This window comes from Telluria beijingensis (genome assembly GCF_030770395.1).
Taxonomy (GTDB): domain Bacteria; phylum Pseudomonadota; class Gammaproteobacteria; order Burkholderiales; family Burkholderiaceae_D; genus Telluria; species Telluria beijingensis.
This window is the reverse complement of record NZ_CP132480.1, coordinates 4,472,634-4,491,132: the sequence shown is the minus strand read 5'-3', so window position 1 is coordinate 4,491,132 and position 18,499 is coordinate 4,472,634. Positions and strand designations below refer to the sequence as shown.

Sequence of the window (18,499 nt, the reverse complement as noted above, 5' to 3'; positions counted from 1 at the left end):
CGACGGCGCTGGCAGGACTTGGGTTCCCGCCTTCGCGGGAACGACGTGCGGAGGTTACGGGTCTACGAACAAAAAAATGGCCCGCGCCGGGAGGTGGAATACCTCCGCGGCACGGGCCCTCAGTGTAGAGCAATCAGAAGAACTTGTAGTTCGCCATCAGGGTGAACGAACGGCCACGCGGATCGGCGACACGCGGTTCCCAGCTGCTGCCGGCGCCGGTGTTGCTGTCATACGTGATCGCGAACGGCGGATCCTCGTCCAGCAGGTTCTTGACACCCGCGGTCAGGGTCAGGTTCTGGAAGCCCGTGTAGTTCACCGACAGGTTGAAGATCGAATAATCGTCGACCTTGCGCTCGTAGTTCGACGGCACGATGCGGCCGCTGGCCACGCCCGGCAGCACCTGGTCGTCATAGCCCGAACGGTAGATGTTCTGCAGCATGCCGCTCCAGTTGCCGTACTTGTAGGTGACGTAGGCGCTGTGCTTCCACTTCAGGCCCAGGTCGCCGGTGAACAGGAAGCGGCCCACTTCGCTCTCGCCGAATTCGGCGTTCTTGGTGGCGCGCGACTTCTTCTCCAGCAGGCGCGAACCGTCCAGGCCCACGCTCCACACCGCGCCGGTGCTGAACTTGCCGTTCAGGCGGGCGCCGACTTCGACGCCGCGCGTGATGCGCTCGCCGGCGTTGATCCAGCGCTGGTCGATCGCCAGCAGGGTGCCGGTGGCCGGATCGCGGTAGAACTGGTCCTGGAACAGGTTGTAGTTCGCGACCATGGTCGCCACGTTGAACGAGTCGATCGTGTCGTACTTGCGGATCTCCCACAGGTCGGCGTTGGCCGAGAAGAAGTTGGTCGGCTCGAACACGACGCCCAGGCTGCCTTGCTTGGCCGTCTCCGGACCCAGCGTATTCTTGCCGCCGGTCAGGGTGATCGGGTTGACCGCGTCACAGCCAGGCACGGTGGAATCGACGCGGCCGATCGAGCAGGTGGCCGGGTCGGCCAGGTCCTTGCCGGCATACGGCGACTCGGTGATGCCGTTGAACAGCTGGTTGAACGACGGCGCGCGGAAGCTTTCGTTGTACGAGCCGCGGAACATCAGTTGCGGGATCGGCTGGTAACGGAACGACACCTTCGGATTGGTGGTGGCGCCGAAGCCCGTGTAATCGTCGCGGCGGATGGCGAAGGTCAGTTCCAGCGCCTGCGTGACCGGCACCAGCACCTCGGCATAGATCGCCTTGATGTCGCGCTTGACCTTGTCCAGCGCATTGACGTCGTCGAACGGCGCGTTCAGGATCGCCGGACGCGCATTGGCGGCGCGGCGGTCACCGTTGAAACTGTATTCCTCGCGGCGCAGGTCGGTGCCCAGCGCGGCCAGCACCGGGCCGGCCGGCAGGTTGAACAGCTCGCCCGAGATCGCGGCGTCGAACTGCGTCATGGTCATCTTGCCGCCATACATCACGACGCCGGCGGCCGAGGTGGCGCGGATCGCGTCGATCGCTTCCTGGCTCTGGCTCTGGCCCGGCAGCAGGAACGGGTTCACGATGCCCGAACCCAGCACATTGGCCAGCGCCTGGGTGTAGTTGTAGCCGGTGCCCAGGGTCGAATCCGATTCGCTGAAGGCGCGCGACAGGCCGACGCGGTAGTCGTAGCGCTTGCCGAACATGTTCAACGGACCGTCGGCGCCGACCAGCACGCGGCCGGCCTTGGTCTCGGTCTCGATCTCGCGGTTGCCGCACTCCATGCAGCGCCAGCGGTAGGCGATCGGCAGGCCGTAGTTGGCGGCGATGCTCGGGAAGACCGCGACCAGCTTGTTATAGACATCGTTGTACGCAGCGCCGGTGCTTGGATAGAACGAGGTCGGGCCGAAGGTCGAGGCGGATGGCGAGATCTGGTTCGGCGAGAAGCGCTTGGCCACTTCGACGCGCGAGGCCACGCCTTCGGCGTAGAACTCGTGCTCGCCCGAGCGGAAGGTGGCGCGCGCCAGCGCATTGGTGTTCTTGACCGGCTGCTGCAGCACGGCGGCGCGGCCGGTATCCCAGGCGCAGCCATAGGCCGAACCGGGCGAATCCCACAGTTTCTCGTCGTAGGCGCCCATGCCGTCGATGCTGTCGCAACCCGGGCCGCCCGGCAGGTCGAGCAGGCTGATGCCGTTATAGGCCACGGTGCCGCCGCCCGGGATGGTCGGGCCGGTGCCGGTGCGCGACAGCAGGGTCGGCGCCAGGGTCGTGGCGAAGATATTGCCGCTCGGGGTGCCGCGGGTATCGACCGACACGCCGCGGTTCGGCTGGAAGGTATTCACGAAATCGCGCTGGTCGCCGCGCAGCGCCTTGTTCTCGCTGTGCGCGGCCGTCACCAGCACATTCCAGCCCTGGGTATCGAGGTCGCCCCAGCCGCCGGTGAGGGTGGCGCGGCCGATCTCGCCGCCGCCCGCTTCGGTGATATCGGTGAAGGCCTGGGCTTCCAGGCCCTTGTAGTTCTTGCGCAGGATGAAGTTGATCACGCCGCCGATCGCGTCGGTACCGTAGACGGCCGAGGCGCCGTCCTTCAGCACTTCGACGCGCTCGACCGCCGCCATCGGGATCGAGTTCAGGTCGACCGCCGAACCCTTCATGCCGTGGGTCGCGACGCGGCGGCCATTGAGCAGGACCAGGGTCGAATCGGCGCCCTGGCCGCGCAGGTTGGCGCTCGAGGCGCCGTTATTGCCGCGCTGCGCGCCCGAGGTCACGTCGGCGTTCGAGGCCAGGTTGTCGGAGCCGTTGCCGTTCACGTTCAGGGTCGCGATCAGCTGTTCGGCCGTCACGATGCCCTGGTCTTCCAGCTGCTTGCGCGAGATGATCTCGACCGGCAGCGCGCCCTCCTTGGCGATGCGCTTGATGCTCGAACCGGTGATCTCGACCCTTTGCATCGGGGCTTCGCTTTGCGCCTGGGCTTGCGCCACGATCGGGGCAGCCACGCCCATCAGGGCCATCAACTGTGCCAGTTTTTTCAATTTCACCGTGTTTCTCCTATCGTTTCCCTTGGCGGTCTTGGGCCAGATTGGTGCACCGCACGATGCACACCTGGCCTGCTCTGTTCGTAATGGCTAGTTCGCTCTTAGCATTACGTTATGTTCTGATTTCAGAGTACGCCCACAAATTTCGCAGATGCCAATGAATTATCCGGAGGGCAGTATAACCAGCAGGAATATTTTATTTAGGAAAAACTAACGAAAACTAACGCTTGCCTCTGGCAGAGCGTGATCTTTGCGCAACATCGACATCGAGGTAACGCCAGGTCGTGAATTCGACTGGATGCCGTTTGTAGTTTTTCAGCCACGGATGACGCAGGTCTCCCGAGAGAACATGGGTCAATGGGACCCATGGGTTATAGGCATGCAGCAGCTGGTTCATCTCGAAATAGAGCCGATTGCGCTCTGCACCATCGGTGAGCAATCGTGCCCTTTCGTAGCGCACATTGTATTCAGGCAGGTTAAAGCGGGCGTAGTTGGCGCGGCCCGCATTCGGCCCGTACAGCAGCTGGTAGAAGTTGTCGCCGTCGGGGAAGTCGGCAATCCAGTTACTCTCGAACATCTGCACCGTGCCCAGGCGCGAGGCCTTGATGATCTCGGTCTTCTTGTCCGACTTGAACACCACGCGCAGGCCGATCGCATTCAGGCATTTGCGCCACATCTCGTCGCGCAGGCGGCCGCCGACGGTGGCTTCGCTGTGCATGGTGAGCGTCAGCGGCTTGCCATCCGGAGAACGCCGGAATCCGTCCGGATCTCGCCTGTCGTAGCCGTGGCGGTCCAGCAGCGCATTGGCCAGGGCCGGGTCGTAGGGCACGGGGCTGCGGTAGTTCGGGTCGTAGCCGAGCACGTTCGGCGGCAGCGGCGATTCGGCCTTGATCGCGAAACCCTTCTTGAGCAGCGCGATATCTTCGACGCTGTTATACGACATCGAGATCGCGCGCCGCAGCGCCACCCGGTCCCTGCCATAGCCGCCGACCACCGGATCGTTCATGTTCATCCACATATAGTAGGTCTGCAGCACCGGGAAGCGCGACAGCACGATGCCGCGCGCCGCCAGTTCCGGTTTCAGGCCACCGTCCTGCACCACCATCTCGGTCATCGATTCGGGAATCTGTTCCAGGTAGTCGTATTCGCCGTTCAGGAAGCCCAGCATGCGGCCCTGGAATTCCTCGGCGATCTTCACCTCGATCCGGTCGACGCGCGGCAGGCGTTTTCCATCCAGGGCGGCGGCGATGGCCCGGTCTTCATCGTTGTCGCCCGGCGTGGCGCTGAATACCGCCGTCGAATAGGGATTGGCCAGCAGGACGATGCGGTCGCTGCGCTTCCACTCGCCAATCATGAATGGGCCGGTGCCGACCGGATGGTTGCCGGCCTGGCCCGGATAGGCCTCGATCACTTCGCGCGCCACCACGCCGGTGGCCGGGGTCGCCAGATAGAACAGGAAGTTGTTGTCGGGCGCCGCCAGGCGGATGCGCAGCGTGTAGCGGTCTACCGCCTCGGCCTGCTTGCCTTCGACCATATAGGACCAGGGCGACCTGAGCGACGGGTCGCGCAGGCGCTGGAGGCTATACACATAGTCCTGGGCCGTGACTTCGCGCTTGACGCCCTTGAAGGCCGGGTCGGGCGTGAAGTAAATGCCCGGGCGGATGCGAAAGGTATACGTCAGGCCGTCGGCGCTCACGTCCGGCATCGCGGTCGCCGTGTTGGGCCGCAGCCTGGCCGGCCGCGCCAGGTAGTCGTAGCGCAGCAGCGGATCGAACAGGTTTTCCAGCAGCGACAGGGTGGCGTTGTCGGAGGCCACCGCCGGATCGAGCCCGGTTTCGCTGGTGGACAGGAACATGCGCAGCACTTTTTCGGGAGGCTGCGCCTGGGCCTGGACCGGCTGCGCGCCGAGGCAGGACAGCGATAGAACGAGGGCGGCGGCGTAGCGGAATGTCATGACGGCAGGTCCTGTTGGGCGTTGCGTATCATAGGCGCGGCGGCCCTCCGGAGGCAACGCTCATAACTTTTAAACATGGTGCGGCTGCATTCTTTCATCCACCTTGCTTGCCCTCAGCCATTTACCGCTGCACAATCGTGCGATACCCAGCAGCGACCTACTACATGGCACTCAATTACATCTGGACAGGCTTCTTCCTCGTCGGCTTCCTTGCAGCGCTGTTCCAGTGGCTGTTCCTCGGCGATACCGAAATTTTCAAGCGCATCATCGACGGCACCTTCGACTCTGCCAAGATGGCCGTGATGGACATCGCCCTGCCGCTGGCCGGCGTGATGACTTTCTGGCTCGGGATCATGAACGTCGGCGAGAAGGCCGGGGCCATCAACCTGTTCGCGCGCGTGATCGCCCCCTTCTTCTCGCGCATCTTCCCCGGCGTGCCGAGGGACCACCCGGCCAACGGCCATATGGTGATGAACTTCTCGGCCAATATGCTGGGCCTCGACAACGCCGCCACGCCCTTCGGCCTGAAGGCGATGGAGAGCCTGCAGTCGATCAATCCGAAGAAGGACGAGGCCAGCGACGCCCAGCTGATGTTCCTAGTGATCCAGACCTCGGGCCTGACCATCATCCCGCTGGCCGTCATGGCCCAGCGCGCGGTGCTGGGCGCGGCCAATCCGGCCGACATCTTCATCCCGACCCTGATCGCGACCTATACCGCCACCATCTTCAGCATCATCGCGGTGGGCATCCGCCAGCGCATCAATATGTTCGACCCGGTGGTCTTTGCCTGGATCGGCGGCACCGCCGCGCTGATCGCCTCGATGGTGTTCGGCTTCACGTATTTCCTGGACAAGTCGCAGATCCAGCTGGTGTCGACCGTGGTCGCCAATATGGTGCTGTTCTCGGTGATCGCCGCCTTCATGACCGGCGCCCTGATAAAGAAGGTGAACGTGTTCGACGCCTTCATCGAAGGCGCCAAGGGCGGCGTGGAGACCGCGATCAAGATCATCCCCTATCTGGTCGGGATGATCGTCGCGATCAGCGTGGTGCGTAATTCGGGCATCCTGGGCCTGATCGTGAACGGCTTCGCCTGGGTGTTCTCCGCCCTCGGCCTGCAGACCGACTTTGTCGGCGCGCTGCCGACCGCGCTCATGAAGTCGCTCTCGGGCAGCGGCGCGCGCGCCATGATGATCGATGCGATCAACACCTATGGGGTCGATTCCTTCGTCGGCCGCCTGGCCAGCGTGCTGCAAGGCGCCTCGGACACCACGTTCTACATCATCGCGCTGTACTTCGGTTCGGTGGGCATCCGCAAGACCCGCTATGCGGTCAGCTACGGCCTGCTGGCCGATCTGATCGGCATCATCGCCGCGATCTTCGTCGCCTATCTCTTCTTCGGTTAAAGGACCCATATGCTTCGACGCGCCGCCCTCGCCCTCGCCTTCTCCGCTAGCGCCTCGCTGGCCCACGCCCAGCTGCCGCAACCGGTGGTCCAGGCGCTGCAGCAGAACGGCATTGCGCAAAACGAGATCGGGGTGCTGGTGCTGCGCGGCGACGCCACCGTGCTGGAACACCAGGCCGGCCTGCCGATGCAGCCGGCATCGACCATGAAGCTGGTGACGACACTGGTCGGCCTGGAGCGCCTGGGCCCCGCCTTCCGCGGCCGCACCGAGCTGCGCACCACGGGCCAGGTCGAGGACGGCGTGCTGCGCGGGAGCCTGTACCTGAAAGGCGGCGCCGATGCCGACCTCTCCGGCGAGCACATCGCCGACATGCTGCGCGCGCTGCGCTACGAGGGCATCACGCGCATCGAGGGCGACCTGGTGCTCGACCGCGAACTGTTCCAGCCGGCGCGCCTCGATGTCGGCCTGCCTCCCTTCGACGAGTCGCCGGACGCGTATTACAACGTCATCCCCGACGCCCTGCTGGTCAACAAGAACATGCTGCAACTGGACATGCGCTCGACTGCCTCGCGCCTGCAGCTGCGCATGCATCCCGAATTGGAACGGGTGTCGGTGGCGTCCGAGATGATGCTGGTCGACGCCGACTGCGCCAAATGGGAAGACGGCTGGCGCCAGCCCGAAGTACGCCGTGAATCCGATGGCCGCATCAAGGTGGTCTTGCGCGGCACCTTCCCGAAGAACTGCAACCGCAGCTACGGCGTCAACGTGCTCGATCGCGATGACTACGTGGGCCGCCTGGTGCGCCAGCTCTGGAGCGATGGCGGCGGCGTCCTGAGCGGCCGCACCATCACCGGCCCCACCCCACTGGACGCGCGCGTGCTGGCCGCCCATGTGTCGCGCCAGCTGCCCGAACTGGTCCGCGACATCAACAAGCCATCCGACAATGCGCTGGCGCGCACCCTGTTCCTGAGCCTGGGCAGCCTGCAGGCCGACCCGGTCGCGGGCAGCCTGGCGCTGCCGCTGGCGGACGGATCGACGTTCGCCCGCGCCGACGCCGCCGTGCGCGGCTGGCTGCGCGACAGGCAGATCGACGACACCGGCTTCGTGATCGACAACGGCTCGGGCCTGTCGCGCATCGAGCGCATCAGCGCGCAGCAGATGGCCCGGTTGCTGCAGGCCGGCCTGCGCAGCCCGTGGGCGCCTGAATTCCAGGCCAGCATGCCGATCGGGGCGGTCGACGGCACCATGCGCCGCCGCCTGCAGGACAGCCCCGCGGCCGGCCGCGCGCGCCTGAAGACGGGCGGCCTGCGCAATGTCGCGGCGCTGGCCGGCTATGTGCCGGATGCGAACGGCAACCTCTGCGTGTTCGTGGCGATGGTCAATAGCGAGCGAAGCAGCAATGGCCGTGGTCGCGCGGTGCTCGATACGCTGGTGGATTGGGTGGCGCGCTCGGGCACGGCGCCCTGAACCGGAATTGACCAGCCGACGTCACTTGCTATTAAGATAAGGTAACTGTCGAATTACTATAATTCGTTAGTTTTCGATAGCAAAAGCTGACACAATAGCGGACGGAGCGTGTCCCTCGCTCCCGGTTTCCGCCTCCGCAGGACGCGCCTACCGTCCAGAATGGCCGCCCTGACATCCATGAAATTCCATCCCCTGACCGGAGAATTCGCGCGCGCCGCGGACGAGTCCGAATTCCTCGCCAGCCAGTTGCCCCGCACGCGCGCGATGCTCGGCTTCACGCTGATGTTCTGCGTTGTGTTCTTCCAGTTGTTCTTCCTGACCGATATCGCGGCGCTGGGGCTACACACCGCGCTGCGCGAAACCCTGCCGGCGCGCCTGGGCGTGGCGCTGATCGGCGGCACCGGCGCCTGGCTGGCCTATCGCCGTCCGCTGTCGGTACGCGGCACGCGGCTGGCCGCGTCGAGCGCGGAAATCCTGTCGCTGGCCTGCTTCATGGTGGTGGCGCTGGCGCGGCCGAACGAGGTGCACTGGCATGCGCTGTCGATGGTGGTGATCCAGGTCGTGATCTACCTGTACATCCCGAACCGGCTGGCCTACGCCACCCTGGTCGCCAGCGGCGGCGTGATCGTGTTCCTGGCACTGGTGCACTTCATGCTGCCGCCGCGGCCCATGGCCGACCTGCTCACGATGGGCATGCTGCTGGCGATGATCAATACCTTCGGCATCCTGGCGGCGCGCCGCTTCAACCGGGTGGCGCGCGAGGAATTCCGCCTGCAGACCCAGCTCAAGCGGCTCGCCGAGCGCGACCAGCTCACCGGCTGCTACAACCGCCACTACTTGAACGACCACTTGATGGGCGCCGAGCTGGCGCGGGCGCGGCGCTTCGGCCACCCGGTCTCGGTGGTGCTGTGCGATATCGACCACTTCAAGCACATCAACGACACCTTCGGCCACCACCAGGGCGACAACGTGATCCAGGGCTTCGCCACCCTGCTGCAGCGGATGACGCGCCAGGGCGTCGATGCGGTGGTGCGCTACGGCGGCGAGGAATTCCTGCTGATCCTACCGGTGACCGCACTGCCGGGGGCGACCGCGCTGGCCGAACGCCTGCGCGAAGCGTTCGCCGCCAGCTCGTTCACGGTCGACGGCGAGCCGGTGCCGACCAGCGCCAGCTTCGGCGTGGCCGCCTTCGATTTCTCCAGCCAGGACCTGCGCATCACCCTGCCCGACCTGATCGTGGCGGCCGACAAGCAGCTGTACGCGGCCAAGCGCAATGGCCGCAACCGGGTCGAGTCGGCCGAAGTGGCGCTATAGCACGCGGCGGAAGGTGGCGCGCACCAGCTCGCGGTCGCCGCAATCGAAGTGCCACCACTCGGTATTGATGCCCACGAAGCCGGCCTGCAGCATCGCCGCGCGCAGCAGGCGGCGGTTGGCCAGCTGCTGTTCGCCCAGGCTCCCGGCCGCTACAAAACCGTCTTCCAGCGCCGGATGCGACAGCTCCGTCATGTCGTCGAAGCCGGTGCCCATGTCCAGCTCGACGCCGTCGGCATCGACCAGCGTGAGATCCAGCGCCATGCCATAGGAATGGATCGAGCCGCGCGCCGGATTGGCCAGGTAGAGCCGCAGCTCGGTGCCCTCGAGCGCATCCCACAGTTGCTGCTGCACGCGCTGCGGCCGCAGGGCGTCCAGCACCAGCGGGGTCAGGTCGGGGCGGCGCGCGGCGAGCCAGGCCACTACGCGCTCCAGCGCCTGCGCCGCCTCCACGTGCAGCCAGGCGCAGTCGTACGGCGAATACAGGTCGCGCCCGACGAAGTTATTGGGCGTGGCGTAGCGCAGGTCGACCCGGATGCCGGCGATGCTGCTCAAATGACGAAAGTCGGGGCTGGCGGCGACGTCCTCGCTGGCGAGGGTAAGGTTCATTTACTTGTGGTCGAGACAGGCGCGCGCGCTCGCGCCGATGCAGTTGGCCAGCTCGCGCGCCCCGTGCGACAGGGGAGAATGGCTGGCGGTGAGCAGGAACAGGTGCACCGGAATCGACGGCGACCACTGGCGGCACTGCACCCGGTTCGAGGCCGCCGAGGCGGCGGTGAACGGGTCGAGGATGGCCGTGCCGGCGCCGGCCTCCACCAGCGAGCGGGCGATCTGGTAAGTCTGCACCACGGTGCGGAACACCGGCTGCACGCCCTGCGCCTCGCAGGCCGCGATCACCATCTCGCCCAGCGGATCGCGGTCGGCCAGGCCGATCAATTCGCCGCTCAGGTCCTCGGCCGAGATCGGCTTCTTGCACGCTTCTTCGCTCCAGGTGCCGGCCGGGGCCATCACGGTCAAGAGGCCGTGGGCGATCGGCTCGGCGACGATGCTGGGGTGGCGCGGGTCCTGCAGCGACAGGGCCAGGTCGGCTTCGCCCAGGCGCAGCGCGTTGACGATCTCGCTCGTGTGATGGGTGGCGAGTTCGCAACGCGTTTCGGGGAAGTCGCGGCGCCAGGCGGTCATCCCGTCCGGCAGCACGCTGACCGCGATGGTCGGCGTCGACACCAGGCGCACGGTCTCGACCGCGCGGCCCTTGAGGCTGGCGGCCAGGCGGCGGATGCCCTGCAGGTCGCGGTTGAGTTTTTCGGTCTCGGCGAACAGGCGGTGCGCCTCGGGCTTGGGGTACAGCTTGCCGCGCACGCGCTCGAACAGCGGCATGCCCAGCTGCAGCTCGGCATGCTGCAGCACCTTGGTCACCGCCGGTTGGGAGATATGCAGCACCTGGGCGGCGCCGCTGATGGTGCCGACCTGCATGATGGCATGGAACACCTCGATATGACGCAGACGCATCGCTTCATCCTTCAGTAGAAAACCCGCCCCGCATACGCACGGGGCGGATGGGCGAAGGATACCGCGAAATTCACCCTACGGCGATGGGTCACGGCGTGTTCACGGGTGGCACGGCGGGCACGGGCGCCGGTACCGGCGCGGTCGGCGGGATGTTTTCCAGCGCGCCGGGCAGCGGTTCCGCGGTTGGCGCCGGGGCCGAAGGCAGCACTGGCTGCGCCGGAATCACCGGCATCGGCGGCGGCGGCGTGCCGGCCGGCGTGGTCAGCACTTCGAGCAGCGATGCCGTCTCGGCATCCGGATTGCCGGCGATGTCCAGCGGACGGTATTTCATCTGGAAGGCGGCCAGCGTGGTGCGGGTCGCTTCGTCGTACACGCCGCTCTGGACAATGCCGAAGCCGTGCATGGCCAGCTTGCGCTGGAACCAGCCGACGTCGGGCAACAGGGCGTCGAAGGCCGGGCGCACGGCCGCCACGCGGGTGGCGTCCGGCCACAGCACCAGGCCCTCCTGGGCCAGGCGCTGCCACGGGAATTGCGGCCCCGGGTCCTGCTTGCGCAGCGGTGCGATATCGCTGTGGCCCAGCACGTTCTCGGGCGCGATGCCGTGGCGCTGGATGATGTCTTTCACCAGCGGAACCAGGGCGTCCACCTGCGCCTGCGGGAACGGCGCGTAGACGCGGCCCTGCGGGGTGTCCTTCCAGCCGGCGTTGACGATCTCGATGCCGATCGAGCTGTTGTTCAGCTGCGTGTAGTTCTTCCAGCTCGAGTTACCGGCATGCCAGGCGGAGCGGTTCTCGTCCACCAGGCGGTAGATCTTCGGCGTCGCCTCGTCGGTCAGCAGGTAGTGCGAGCTGACCTGCTGCTGGGTCAAGATCTTGATCGAGGCGGGCGTGTTGGCGACCGTGTAGTGCAGCACCAGGAAGCGCGCACGGCTCGACTGGCCCTGGGCGGTATAGGTGGTGTCGTAGCGCGGGGTGGTGGAGCAGCCCGCCAGTGCGGCAAGGGCGAGGATCGCGGCGATCGATTTCATGGTGTTCTCCTGGGTGGATTCTTGTTGTTCAGGTCAGCGCCAGCCGCGCGGCGGCGTGGTGGGCCAGCTGGCGGGTCTGGTTGAATGCAACGCCGGGCGGCAAGGCGGCGTGCATGGTATCGGCGATCACGGGATGCAGTTCGGCGGCGCGGCCGGTCAGCGCCACCGGACGCGGTCCGAAACGCGCGATCAAGGCCAGCGCCAGCCGCGCCAGCTCGCGCCCGGCGTCGACCAGGATGGCATGCGCCGCCGGATCGCTGTCGGCACTGGCGGCGACCGCCAGCGCCAGCTTGCCGACCGTCCCGCGTTCGTTCTGGTAGATGAAGTGGCGCGACTGGTCCCACTCGGGGCCGCCGATGTGCCCGAACACCGCATGCGCCATCGGCGAGGCCTGCCAGCGGCCGGGTTGTTCGTCTTCGTTGCGCCAGATATGGCGCAGCGCCTCGCGCGCGATCCAGAAACCGCCGCCGCCATCGTCCAGCACCACGCCGCGGCCGCCGGCGCGGTGGAACACGCCGTCTTCATCGATGAAGGCGCCGATCGAGCCGGTGCCGGCATATACCAGATAACCTTCGCCGGGCTGGAAGCTGGCGCGGTAGGCGATCTCGATGTCGTTGCACAGGACCACCGCGCTCGGCGCCACGCCCAGCAGGGCGGCTAGCCAGCCCTGCAGCAGTTCGCCATCGCCGCCGAAGCCGGTCAGGCCGGCCTGCACCCGCACCGGATTCGCATGCTGCAATACCGCCGCCGCCAGCGTCTCGAAGGTGGCGCGCACGGCTTCGCGGCCGTGGGGCGTGGCCATCTGCAGGGCGGACAGGCCCGCCACCGTCCCTTCAGCCAGGATCGCGCCGCCGGGCGCGGCCAGCGCCCAGCGGGTGCGGGTGCCACCGGCGTCGATGCCCAGGCCTACGCCACGCAAGTTGTCTTGATCAGTCGGCATACCGAGATGCTACCCGCATTATGGTTTCGACCACACACGTACGCGCTCGCCCTCGTTGCCGAGGCGGTCGATCGCACTGACCACCACGACCTCCGCCGGGCCGAGGCGCTCGTCGTCCGACACCGTCCAGGTCGCGCGCACCGCGGGCGCCACGGCGAAACGCCATTCGCCGCCGTGGCGGGCCCAGATCGCGTACAGGGAATTGTCCTTGCCTGCCTTCAGGGTCAGGTCGACCGACCTGGCGCCACGGGCGGCCTTGATCGTCGGCGTGCCGGGACGTCCGCTGCTGAGCCACGGCGTGGCCGGCACCAGCGCCTGGCCCGTATAGCGGCTGGCGCGCAACTGGTCGCTGATGCCCTTGCGGTTCTGCATCAGGGCCACCATGCTGAAGTGGATGTGGCCGGTGGCTAGCGGACGCGAACGGGTCACGCTCACCTGCTGCAGCACTTCGTCCGGCTGGTAGTCGCGAGTCGGCGCGCCGATGCGGCTGGTGAACAGGCCCGGCCAGATGTGGCGGCCCATCGGGTTCTGGCCGATCCAGTAATCGAGCAGCACGTCGTAGGCCTGGGCCGGCGCCTTGATCGGCCAGTACAGCTGCGGCACGAAGTAGTCGAGCCAGCCCTTCTCGAGCCACAGCTCGGCGTCGGCATACAGCTTGTCGTATTGCGAGAAGCCGACGATGCCGGGCGGGCGGCGGTCCGGGCGGCCCAGGCCGAAGGGACTGATGCCGAAGCGCACCCAGCTCTTTTCGGCGTGGATGCCCTTGTACATGGCTTCGATCAGGCGATTCACGTTGTCGCGCCGCCAGTCGGCGCGCTCGAGCTGGCCGCCGCTCGTCAGGTAGCGCTGCCAGGCCGGATCGTCGGGGAAGTCCAGCTCGGCCTTGGCCGTGCGGCCATCCAGCGCGGCGGCATTACCGGCCACCGTCGGCGTGGCCTCGATCGGGTAAGGGTAGAAGTAGTCGTCGATGTGCACGCCGTCGATGTCGTAGCGGCGCACGACGTCGAGGATCACGTCCATGGTCTGCTTGACTGCGGCCGGCTCGCCCGGGTCCATCCACATGAATTTGCCGTAGCGCTTGACGATGTCCGGATTGGTGTTGGTGATGTGGTTCGGCGCCGACTGCGAGCGCGCCGCGTCCATGCGCGCGCGGTAGGGGTTGAACCAGGCATGCAGCTCGAGGCCGCGCGCATGCGCCTGGTCGATCCAGAATTTCAGGGGATCGTAGGCCGGCATCGGCGCCTTGCCCTGCACGCCGCTCAGGTACTCGGTCCAGGGCTCGATCTTCGATGGATAGATGGCGTCGGCCGACGGACGCACCTGCAGCACGATCGCGTTCAGGTTCAGGGACTTGGCGCGGTCGAGGATGGCGATGGCTTCCTGCTGCTGCTTCGCGGACGACAGGCCGGGTTTGCTGGGCCAGTCGATATTGGCAACGGTCGAGACCCAGGCCGCGCGCAGTTCGCGCGGCGCCGCCGGCGGATCGTCGCCGCCGCTGGTTTCGGCGACCGGTACGATGCGGGTCTGCGTGCCGCAGCCGGACAGCAGGCCGCCGAGGGCGAAGGCGCTCGCCAGGCCGAGCGTGAAAGCGCGTTTGTTCATTTTGGGAAGCAAGATGGCTCCTTTGTATTCGGTTCAGACTTTGACGAACCACCGCCGGCGCCACATCCACCAGGCGATGGCGAACATGCAGGCATTGAAGGCGATGGCGTACAGTAATGAGGTGTTGCGCGGGTCCAGCGGCAGCGCCGCGAACGGCGCGTACAGGACGCCGCCGAGCGCGAGCTGGCTGCCGTCCGCTTGCGTGATCTTGATAAAACCGAGCATCTTGGCGACGAAGCCCGACAGCGCGAAGATGAACAGCGCGTTCATGCCATAGATGACGAAAGGTGTACTCAGGCGCGCCATGCGCGCGCGCAGCGCGGGTGACGGCGCCGCATCCAGCAGCCAGTAGCTGGCGCCGAAGGCCAGCAGGGCCCAGCCAGTCATGAGCAGGCAGAACGACGGCGTCCACAGGCTTTTATTGATCGGCATGAGGATGGCGTCGAGCGTGGAACCCAGCGCCAGGCAGGCCAGGCCTGCCAGCATCAGCCACACGACCTGCTCGGTGCGCGCCAGTGTGGACAACAGCAAACGGCCGGCCAGCACGCCGAACAGCAGGCTGCATACGGCAGGCAAGGTCGAGACCAGGCCTTCCGGGTCCCAGGTCTTGGCCGCCACCCACAGGTGGCCGTCCATCAGCGCGCGGTCGATCCAGGCGCCGAAGTCCTGGCCCGGTTCCAGCCTGCCTGCGCCGATGCCGGGCACCGGCACCAGCAGCATCAGGACGCTGTACAGCGCCAGCAGCACGAAGATCGCGACCGCCTGGCCGCGCCACGTCAGGTAGACCACCAGCGGCGCCGCCAGCATTGTGCACAGGGCGATCCGCTGCAGCACGCCAGGAATCCGCACGCTCTCGAAGTCGAAGCGCGGGACCAGGTTGAGCAGGAAGCCGATCAGGAAGATGAGCGCGGCGCGCTTGGCCAGCTTGATGAGAAGCTGCGGCTTGTCCGCGCCGGCAGCCGCGAGGCGGCCCAGCGACAGCGCCATCGCGACGCCGCCGATGAACAAAAAGAACGGGAAAATGGTGTCGGTGAACGTCCACCCATGCCAGGCCGCATGCGCCAGTTGCGCATGCAGGTGGCCCCAGTCGCCCGGATTATTCACGAGCACCATCGCGGCGATGGTGAAGCCGCGGAAGGCGTCGAGCGATGTCAGGCGCACCGGTGCGTCGTTCATGGCCTCTTATTTTTTCCCGAACTCGGGATCGATCTTCACCAGCGCCGCCACGATGAAGGCGGGGATCGTCGCCAGGCAGGTCCAGATGAAGAAGTGCTTGTAGCCCAGGTATTCCTGCAGGTCGCCGCTCCACATGCCCGGCACCATCATGCCGAGCGCCATCAGGCCGGTGCAGATCGCATAGTGCGCGGTTTTATTGGGACCGTCGGCCACCATGATCATGTACATCATCATCGCGGTGAAGCCGAAGCCGTAGCCGAACTGCTCCAGCGCCAGGAAGGCGGAGACGGTCACGAGATCGGTCGGCTGCGTCTGCGACAGGTAGACGAATACCAGGTCCGGCAGGTGGATCGCGAACACCATCAGCCACAGGCAGCGTTTCAAGCCCAGGCGCGAGATCAGCCAGCCGCCGGCCAGGCCGCCCAGGGTCAGGGCGATGATGCCGACCGTGCCGTAGGCGATGCCGTATTCGGCGGTGGTGAGTCCCAGGCCGCCTGCGCTGACCGGGTCCTTCAGGAACGGCGCCACCAGCTTGAGCAATTGGGCTTCGCCCAGGCGGAAAGTCAAAATGAAAGCGACGATCATCCAGATGTCGCGCTTTTTGAAGAAGGCGGCGAAAGTGCCGAAGAAGTCGCGCAGCGGGTTGTTGCTGGTCGGGACGGGCTTGTCGTCCGGCGGCAACGGCAGCACGAACTGGTGCCAGGCGAAGGCGGCGAAGAAGATCCCGGCCAGCACGTAGAACACGATCGACCAGGCTTGCCGAACGTCGCCCAGGCTGACCGCCAGGTAGCCGGCCAGCACCACCAGCGGGCCTTGCCCGACCAGGGTCGCCAGGCGGTAGAAGGTGCTGCGCACGCCGACGAAGGCGGCCTGCTGCTGCTGGCGCAGGCCGAGCATGTAGAAGCCGTCGGCCGAGATGTCGTGGGTGGCCGAGCTGAACGCCATGATCCACATGACGGCCAGGCTGACGGCAAAGAAGGCGGGCGTGTGCAGCACGGTGCCGACCGCGATCAGCGAGGCGCCGACCGCCACCTGCAGCAGCACGGTCCAGCGGCGCTTGGTGCCGAACATGTCGACGATGGGCGACCACAGCGGCTTGATCACCCACGGCAGGTACAGCAGGCTGGTATAGAAGGCGATGTCGGAATTCGAAATCCCCATGTCCTTGTACATGATGACGGTCAGGTTCATCACCACGACGTAGGGGATGGCCTGGGCGAAGTACAGGGACGGCACCCACAGCCAGGGGCGGCTTGCTTGCGGTTTTTGCATGTCTCGTGACATCTGGTGCGCCGTGAAGGCCAGGACTGTCGGAATGGCGCTTTACGCGAGCGCCTGGCGCACGCTGCCGCGCGCCGCTTCCAGCAGCGCTTGCGCCTGCTCGACACTGGTTTGTTTGGACAAGGCCACGATGGCCGTCTTGACGTGGAATCCGCATTGCTCCAGCACCGCCCGCGCGGCGTCCTCGTCGGCGCCGGTGGCGAAGCTGGTCAGGCGGATCGCGCGCCTTACCAGTTTGGCATTGGTAGCCTTCAAGTCTACCATCAGGTTGCCGTAGACCTTGTTCAAACGGACCATCAGCGCGCTCGAGAAGGTGTTCAGGGCGATCTTTTGCGAGGTGCCGGCTTTCAGGCGGGTGCTGCCCGAGACGACCTCGGGGCCGGTGTCGAGGGTGACGCCGATCTCGGCTTCCTGCGTGACCGGCGCATCCGGGTTATTGGCGAAGCCCACGGTCAGGGCGCCGGCCGCGCGCGCGGCCTTGATCGCGCCCAGCACATATGGCGTGCCGCCCGATGCGGCGATCGCCAGCACCACGTCGTCCGGCCCCACGTTCACGCCCTGCAGGTCGGCCCCACCCTGCTCGAAATCGTCTTCCGCCCCTTCGACCGCGACGAACATCGCGTCGCTGCCGCCGGCCAGCAGCGCCACCGCGCGGCCATGCGGCCAGGAGAAGGTCGGGTACAGCTCGACGCTGTCGAGCACCCCGAGGCGGCCCGAGGTGCCGGCGCCCACGTAGATCAGGCGCCCGCCCGCTTCCATGCGCGGCAGCGCGGCGGTGACGGCGGCGGCGATGCGCGGCGCGGCATTGCGCACCGCCTCGACGGCCTGCAACTGGTCGTCGACGAAGACGTTGACCAGTTCGGTGGTGGGGTATTGGTCGAGGGCGGCGTGCGCCTGGGAAGGGGTTTCGGTATTGAGCATCGCCATGTCTCGGGGTGGAGTTTTAATAAAACCAGTGTAATACCAATTCGGCAAGCCATCCCATGAAAGGATCGGCCGCCGCCATGCCGGAAGGTTATGCGGGTGTACCCGGCGCAGGGCGCCGCAGTTCGGCCACGAAATCATAGTGGTCGCTGCGGCAGTAGGAATGGGTCAGCTCGACCGGCTCGCCCGACTCCAGGTAGCCGATGCGGGTGATGAACAGCACCGCCCGGCCTTCGGGCACGCCGAGGCGCGCCGCCAGTTCGGCGTCGGCATTCATGGCGCGGATGTGCTGCAGCGCGCGCACCGGCAGGTGGCCGCTCTTGCCCAGGTGGGCGTACAGCGAAGCGGCCACGTCACCGGGACGCGGCAGCACGGCGGCCGGGATCAGGCTGACCTCATAGGCCATCACGATGTCGTCGGCCAGGCGCAGGCGTTCGAGGCGCGCCACCCGCGAACCGGGCGACAGGCCGAGCGACAGCTGCTGGTCGGCGTCGGCCACGACCACTTCGCGCCGCAGCCATTCCGAGCGCGGGGTATAGCCGCGCTGCTGCAGCTGCTCCGAAAAGCTCGACAGGTTGGACAGCGGCTGCTCGATGCGCGGCGCGATGTAGTTGCCCGAGCCGCGCCGGCGCACCACCAGGCCCTGCTCGACCAGCTGGTCGATCGCCTTGCGCGCGGTGACGCGCGAGACGTCGAGCTGTTCGGACAGCATGCGCTCGGAGGGCAGCGCCTGGTCGGCCTGGTAGCGGCCGTCGCGCACGTCCTGCGCCAGCTTGCGCGCCAGCTGCATGTACAGGGGAGAATTATCGTCCAGGTTGACCTGGAATCCGGGACCGGGGGTATTCATACCGTGGAAGCATACCACTTGAGACCAATACAAAAGAGTTATGACTTCCCCACGGCTATTCATTAGGCAAGG

14 protein-coding genes are annotated in these 18,499 nt (G+C 66.4%); 3 read left to right on the top strand and 11 right to left on the bottom strand.

Annotated features, from left to right (window positions below; genetic code table 11):
* Nucleotides 1-133: 133 nt before the first annotated feature.
* Both Q9246_RS19850 and Q9246_RS19845 read right to left on the bottom strand, forming a co-directional pair.
* The gene (locus Q9246_RS19850) at nt 134-2,989 is read right to left on the bottom strand and encodes a TonB-dependent receptor domain-containing protein (protein WP_306392426.1); all 2,856 of its coding nucleotides are present in this window, start codon (nt 2,987-2,989) and stop codon (nt 134-136) included.
* Between the two features lie 217 nt (nt 2,990-3,206).
* Nucleotides 3,207-4,940 carry an ABC transporter substrate-binding protein gene (locus Q9246_RS19845; protein WP_306392425.1) on the bottom strand — a complete coding sequence of 578 codons (1,734 nt, stop codon included), beginning with the start codon at nt 4,938-4,940 and terminating at the stop codon, nt 3,207-3,209.
* A 164-nt stretch (nt 4,941-5,104) separates the two neighbouring features.
* Between Q9246_RS19845 and Q9246_RS19840 the strand changes: the two genes are divergently transcribed.
* The 3 genes from Q9246_RS19840 (at nt 5,105) to Q9246_RS19830 (ending at nt 9,124) form a co-directional block, all read left to right on the top strand.
* A complete protein-coding gene (locus Q9246_RS19840; protein WP_306392424.1) occupies nt 5,105-6,343 on the top strand; it encodes a nucleoside recognition domain-containing protein in 1,239 nt (412 codons plus the stop codon).
* Between the two features lie 9 nt (nt 6,344-6,352).
* On the top strand, nt 6,353-7,810 hold the full coding sequence (gene dacB / locus Q9246_RS19835; RefSeq protein ID WP_306392423.1) for a D-alanyl-D-alanine carboxypeptidase/D-alanyl-D-alanine endopeptidase: 1,458 nt from the start codon (nt 6,353-6,355) through the stop codon (nt 7,808-7,810).
* A gap of 177 nt (nt 7,811-7,987) precedes the next feature.
* Nucleotides 7,988-9,124, top strand: coding sequence for a GGDEF domain-containing protein (locus Q9246_RS19830; RefSeq protein WP_306392422.1), 1,137 nt, complete (start codon nt 7,988-7,990; stop codon nt 9,122-9,124).
* On the opposite strand, the gene Q9246_RS19825 is transcribed toward Q9246_RS19830, so the two are convergent.
* The 9 genes from Q9246_RS19825 to Q9246_RS19785 form a co-directional block, all read right to left on the bottom strand.
* On the bottom strand, nt 9,119-9,730 hold the full coding sequence (locus tag Q9246_RS19825) for a M15 family metallopeptidase (protein WP_306392421.1): 612 nt from the start codon (nt 9,728-9,730) through the stop codon (nt 9,119-9,121). The two genes, Q9246_RS19830 and Q9246_RS19825, sit on opposite strands and share 6 nt — an antisense overlap.
* The gene (locus Q9246_RS19820) at nt 9,731-10,630 is read right to left on the bottom strand and encodes a LysR family transcriptional regulator (RefSeq protein ID WP_306392420.1); all 900 of its coding nucleotides are present in this window, start codon (nt 10,628-10,630) and stop codon (nt 9,731-9,733) included.
* An 88-nt stretch (nt 10,631-10,718) separates the two neighbouring features.
* Nucleotides 10,719-11,657 carry an N-acetylmuramoyl-L-alanine amidase gene (locus Q9246_RS19815; protein WP_306392419.1) on the bottom strand — a complete coding sequence of 313 codons (939 nt, stop codon included), beginning with the start codon at nt 11,655-11,657 and terminating at the stop codon, nt 10,719-10,721.
* Nucleotides 11,658-11,685: 28 nt separating this feature from the next.
* Complete coding sequence (locus tag Q9246_RS19810; RefSeq protein WP_306392418.1) at nt 11,686-12,597, bottom strand: N-acetylglucosamine kinase; 912 nt, start codon at nt 12,595-12,597, stop codon at nt 11,686-11,688.
* A gap of 18 nt (nt 12,598-12,615) precedes the next feature.
* Nucleotides 12,616-14,199 carry a glycoside hydrolase family 10-like protein gene (locus Q9246_RS19805; RefSeq protein ID WP_306392417.1) on the bottom strand — a complete coding sequence of 528 codons (1,584 nt, stop codon included), beginning with the start codon at nt 14,197-14,199 and terminating at the stop codon, nt 12,616-12,618.
* Nucleotides 14,200-14,232: 33 nt separating this feature from the next.
* Nucleotides 14,233-15,375 (bottom strand): acyltransferase family protein, encoded by a 1,143-nt coding sequence (locus tag Q9246_RS19800; protein ID WP_306392416.1) that lies wholly within the window; start codon nt 15,373-15,375, stop codon nt 14,233-14,235.
* A 6-nt stretch (nt 15,376-15,381) separates the two neighbouring features.
* Nucleotides 15,382-16,647: an MFS transporter gene (locus Q9246_RS19795; RefSeq protein WP_306392415.1), complete on the bottom strand. Its 1,266-nt coding sequence runs from the start codon at nt 16,645-16,647 to the stop codon at nt 15,382-15,384.
* Between the two features lie 51 nt (nt 16,648-16,698).
* Entirely contained in the window at nt 16,699-17,577 is an 879-nt protein-coding gene (gene murQ, locus Q9246_RS19790; protein ID WP_306392414.1) for an N-acetylmuramic acid 6-phosphate etherase, read from the bottom strand.
* A 94-nt stretch (nt 17,578-17,671) separates the two neighbouring features.
* The gene (locus Q9246_RS19785) at nt 17,672-18,427 is read right to left on the bottom strand and encodes a GntR family transcriptional regulator (RefSeq protein WP_306392413.1); all 756 of its coding nucleotides are present in this window, start codon (nt 18,425-18,427) and stop codon (nt 17,672-17,674) included.
* Nucleotides 18,428-18,499: the final 72 nt, after the last annotated feature.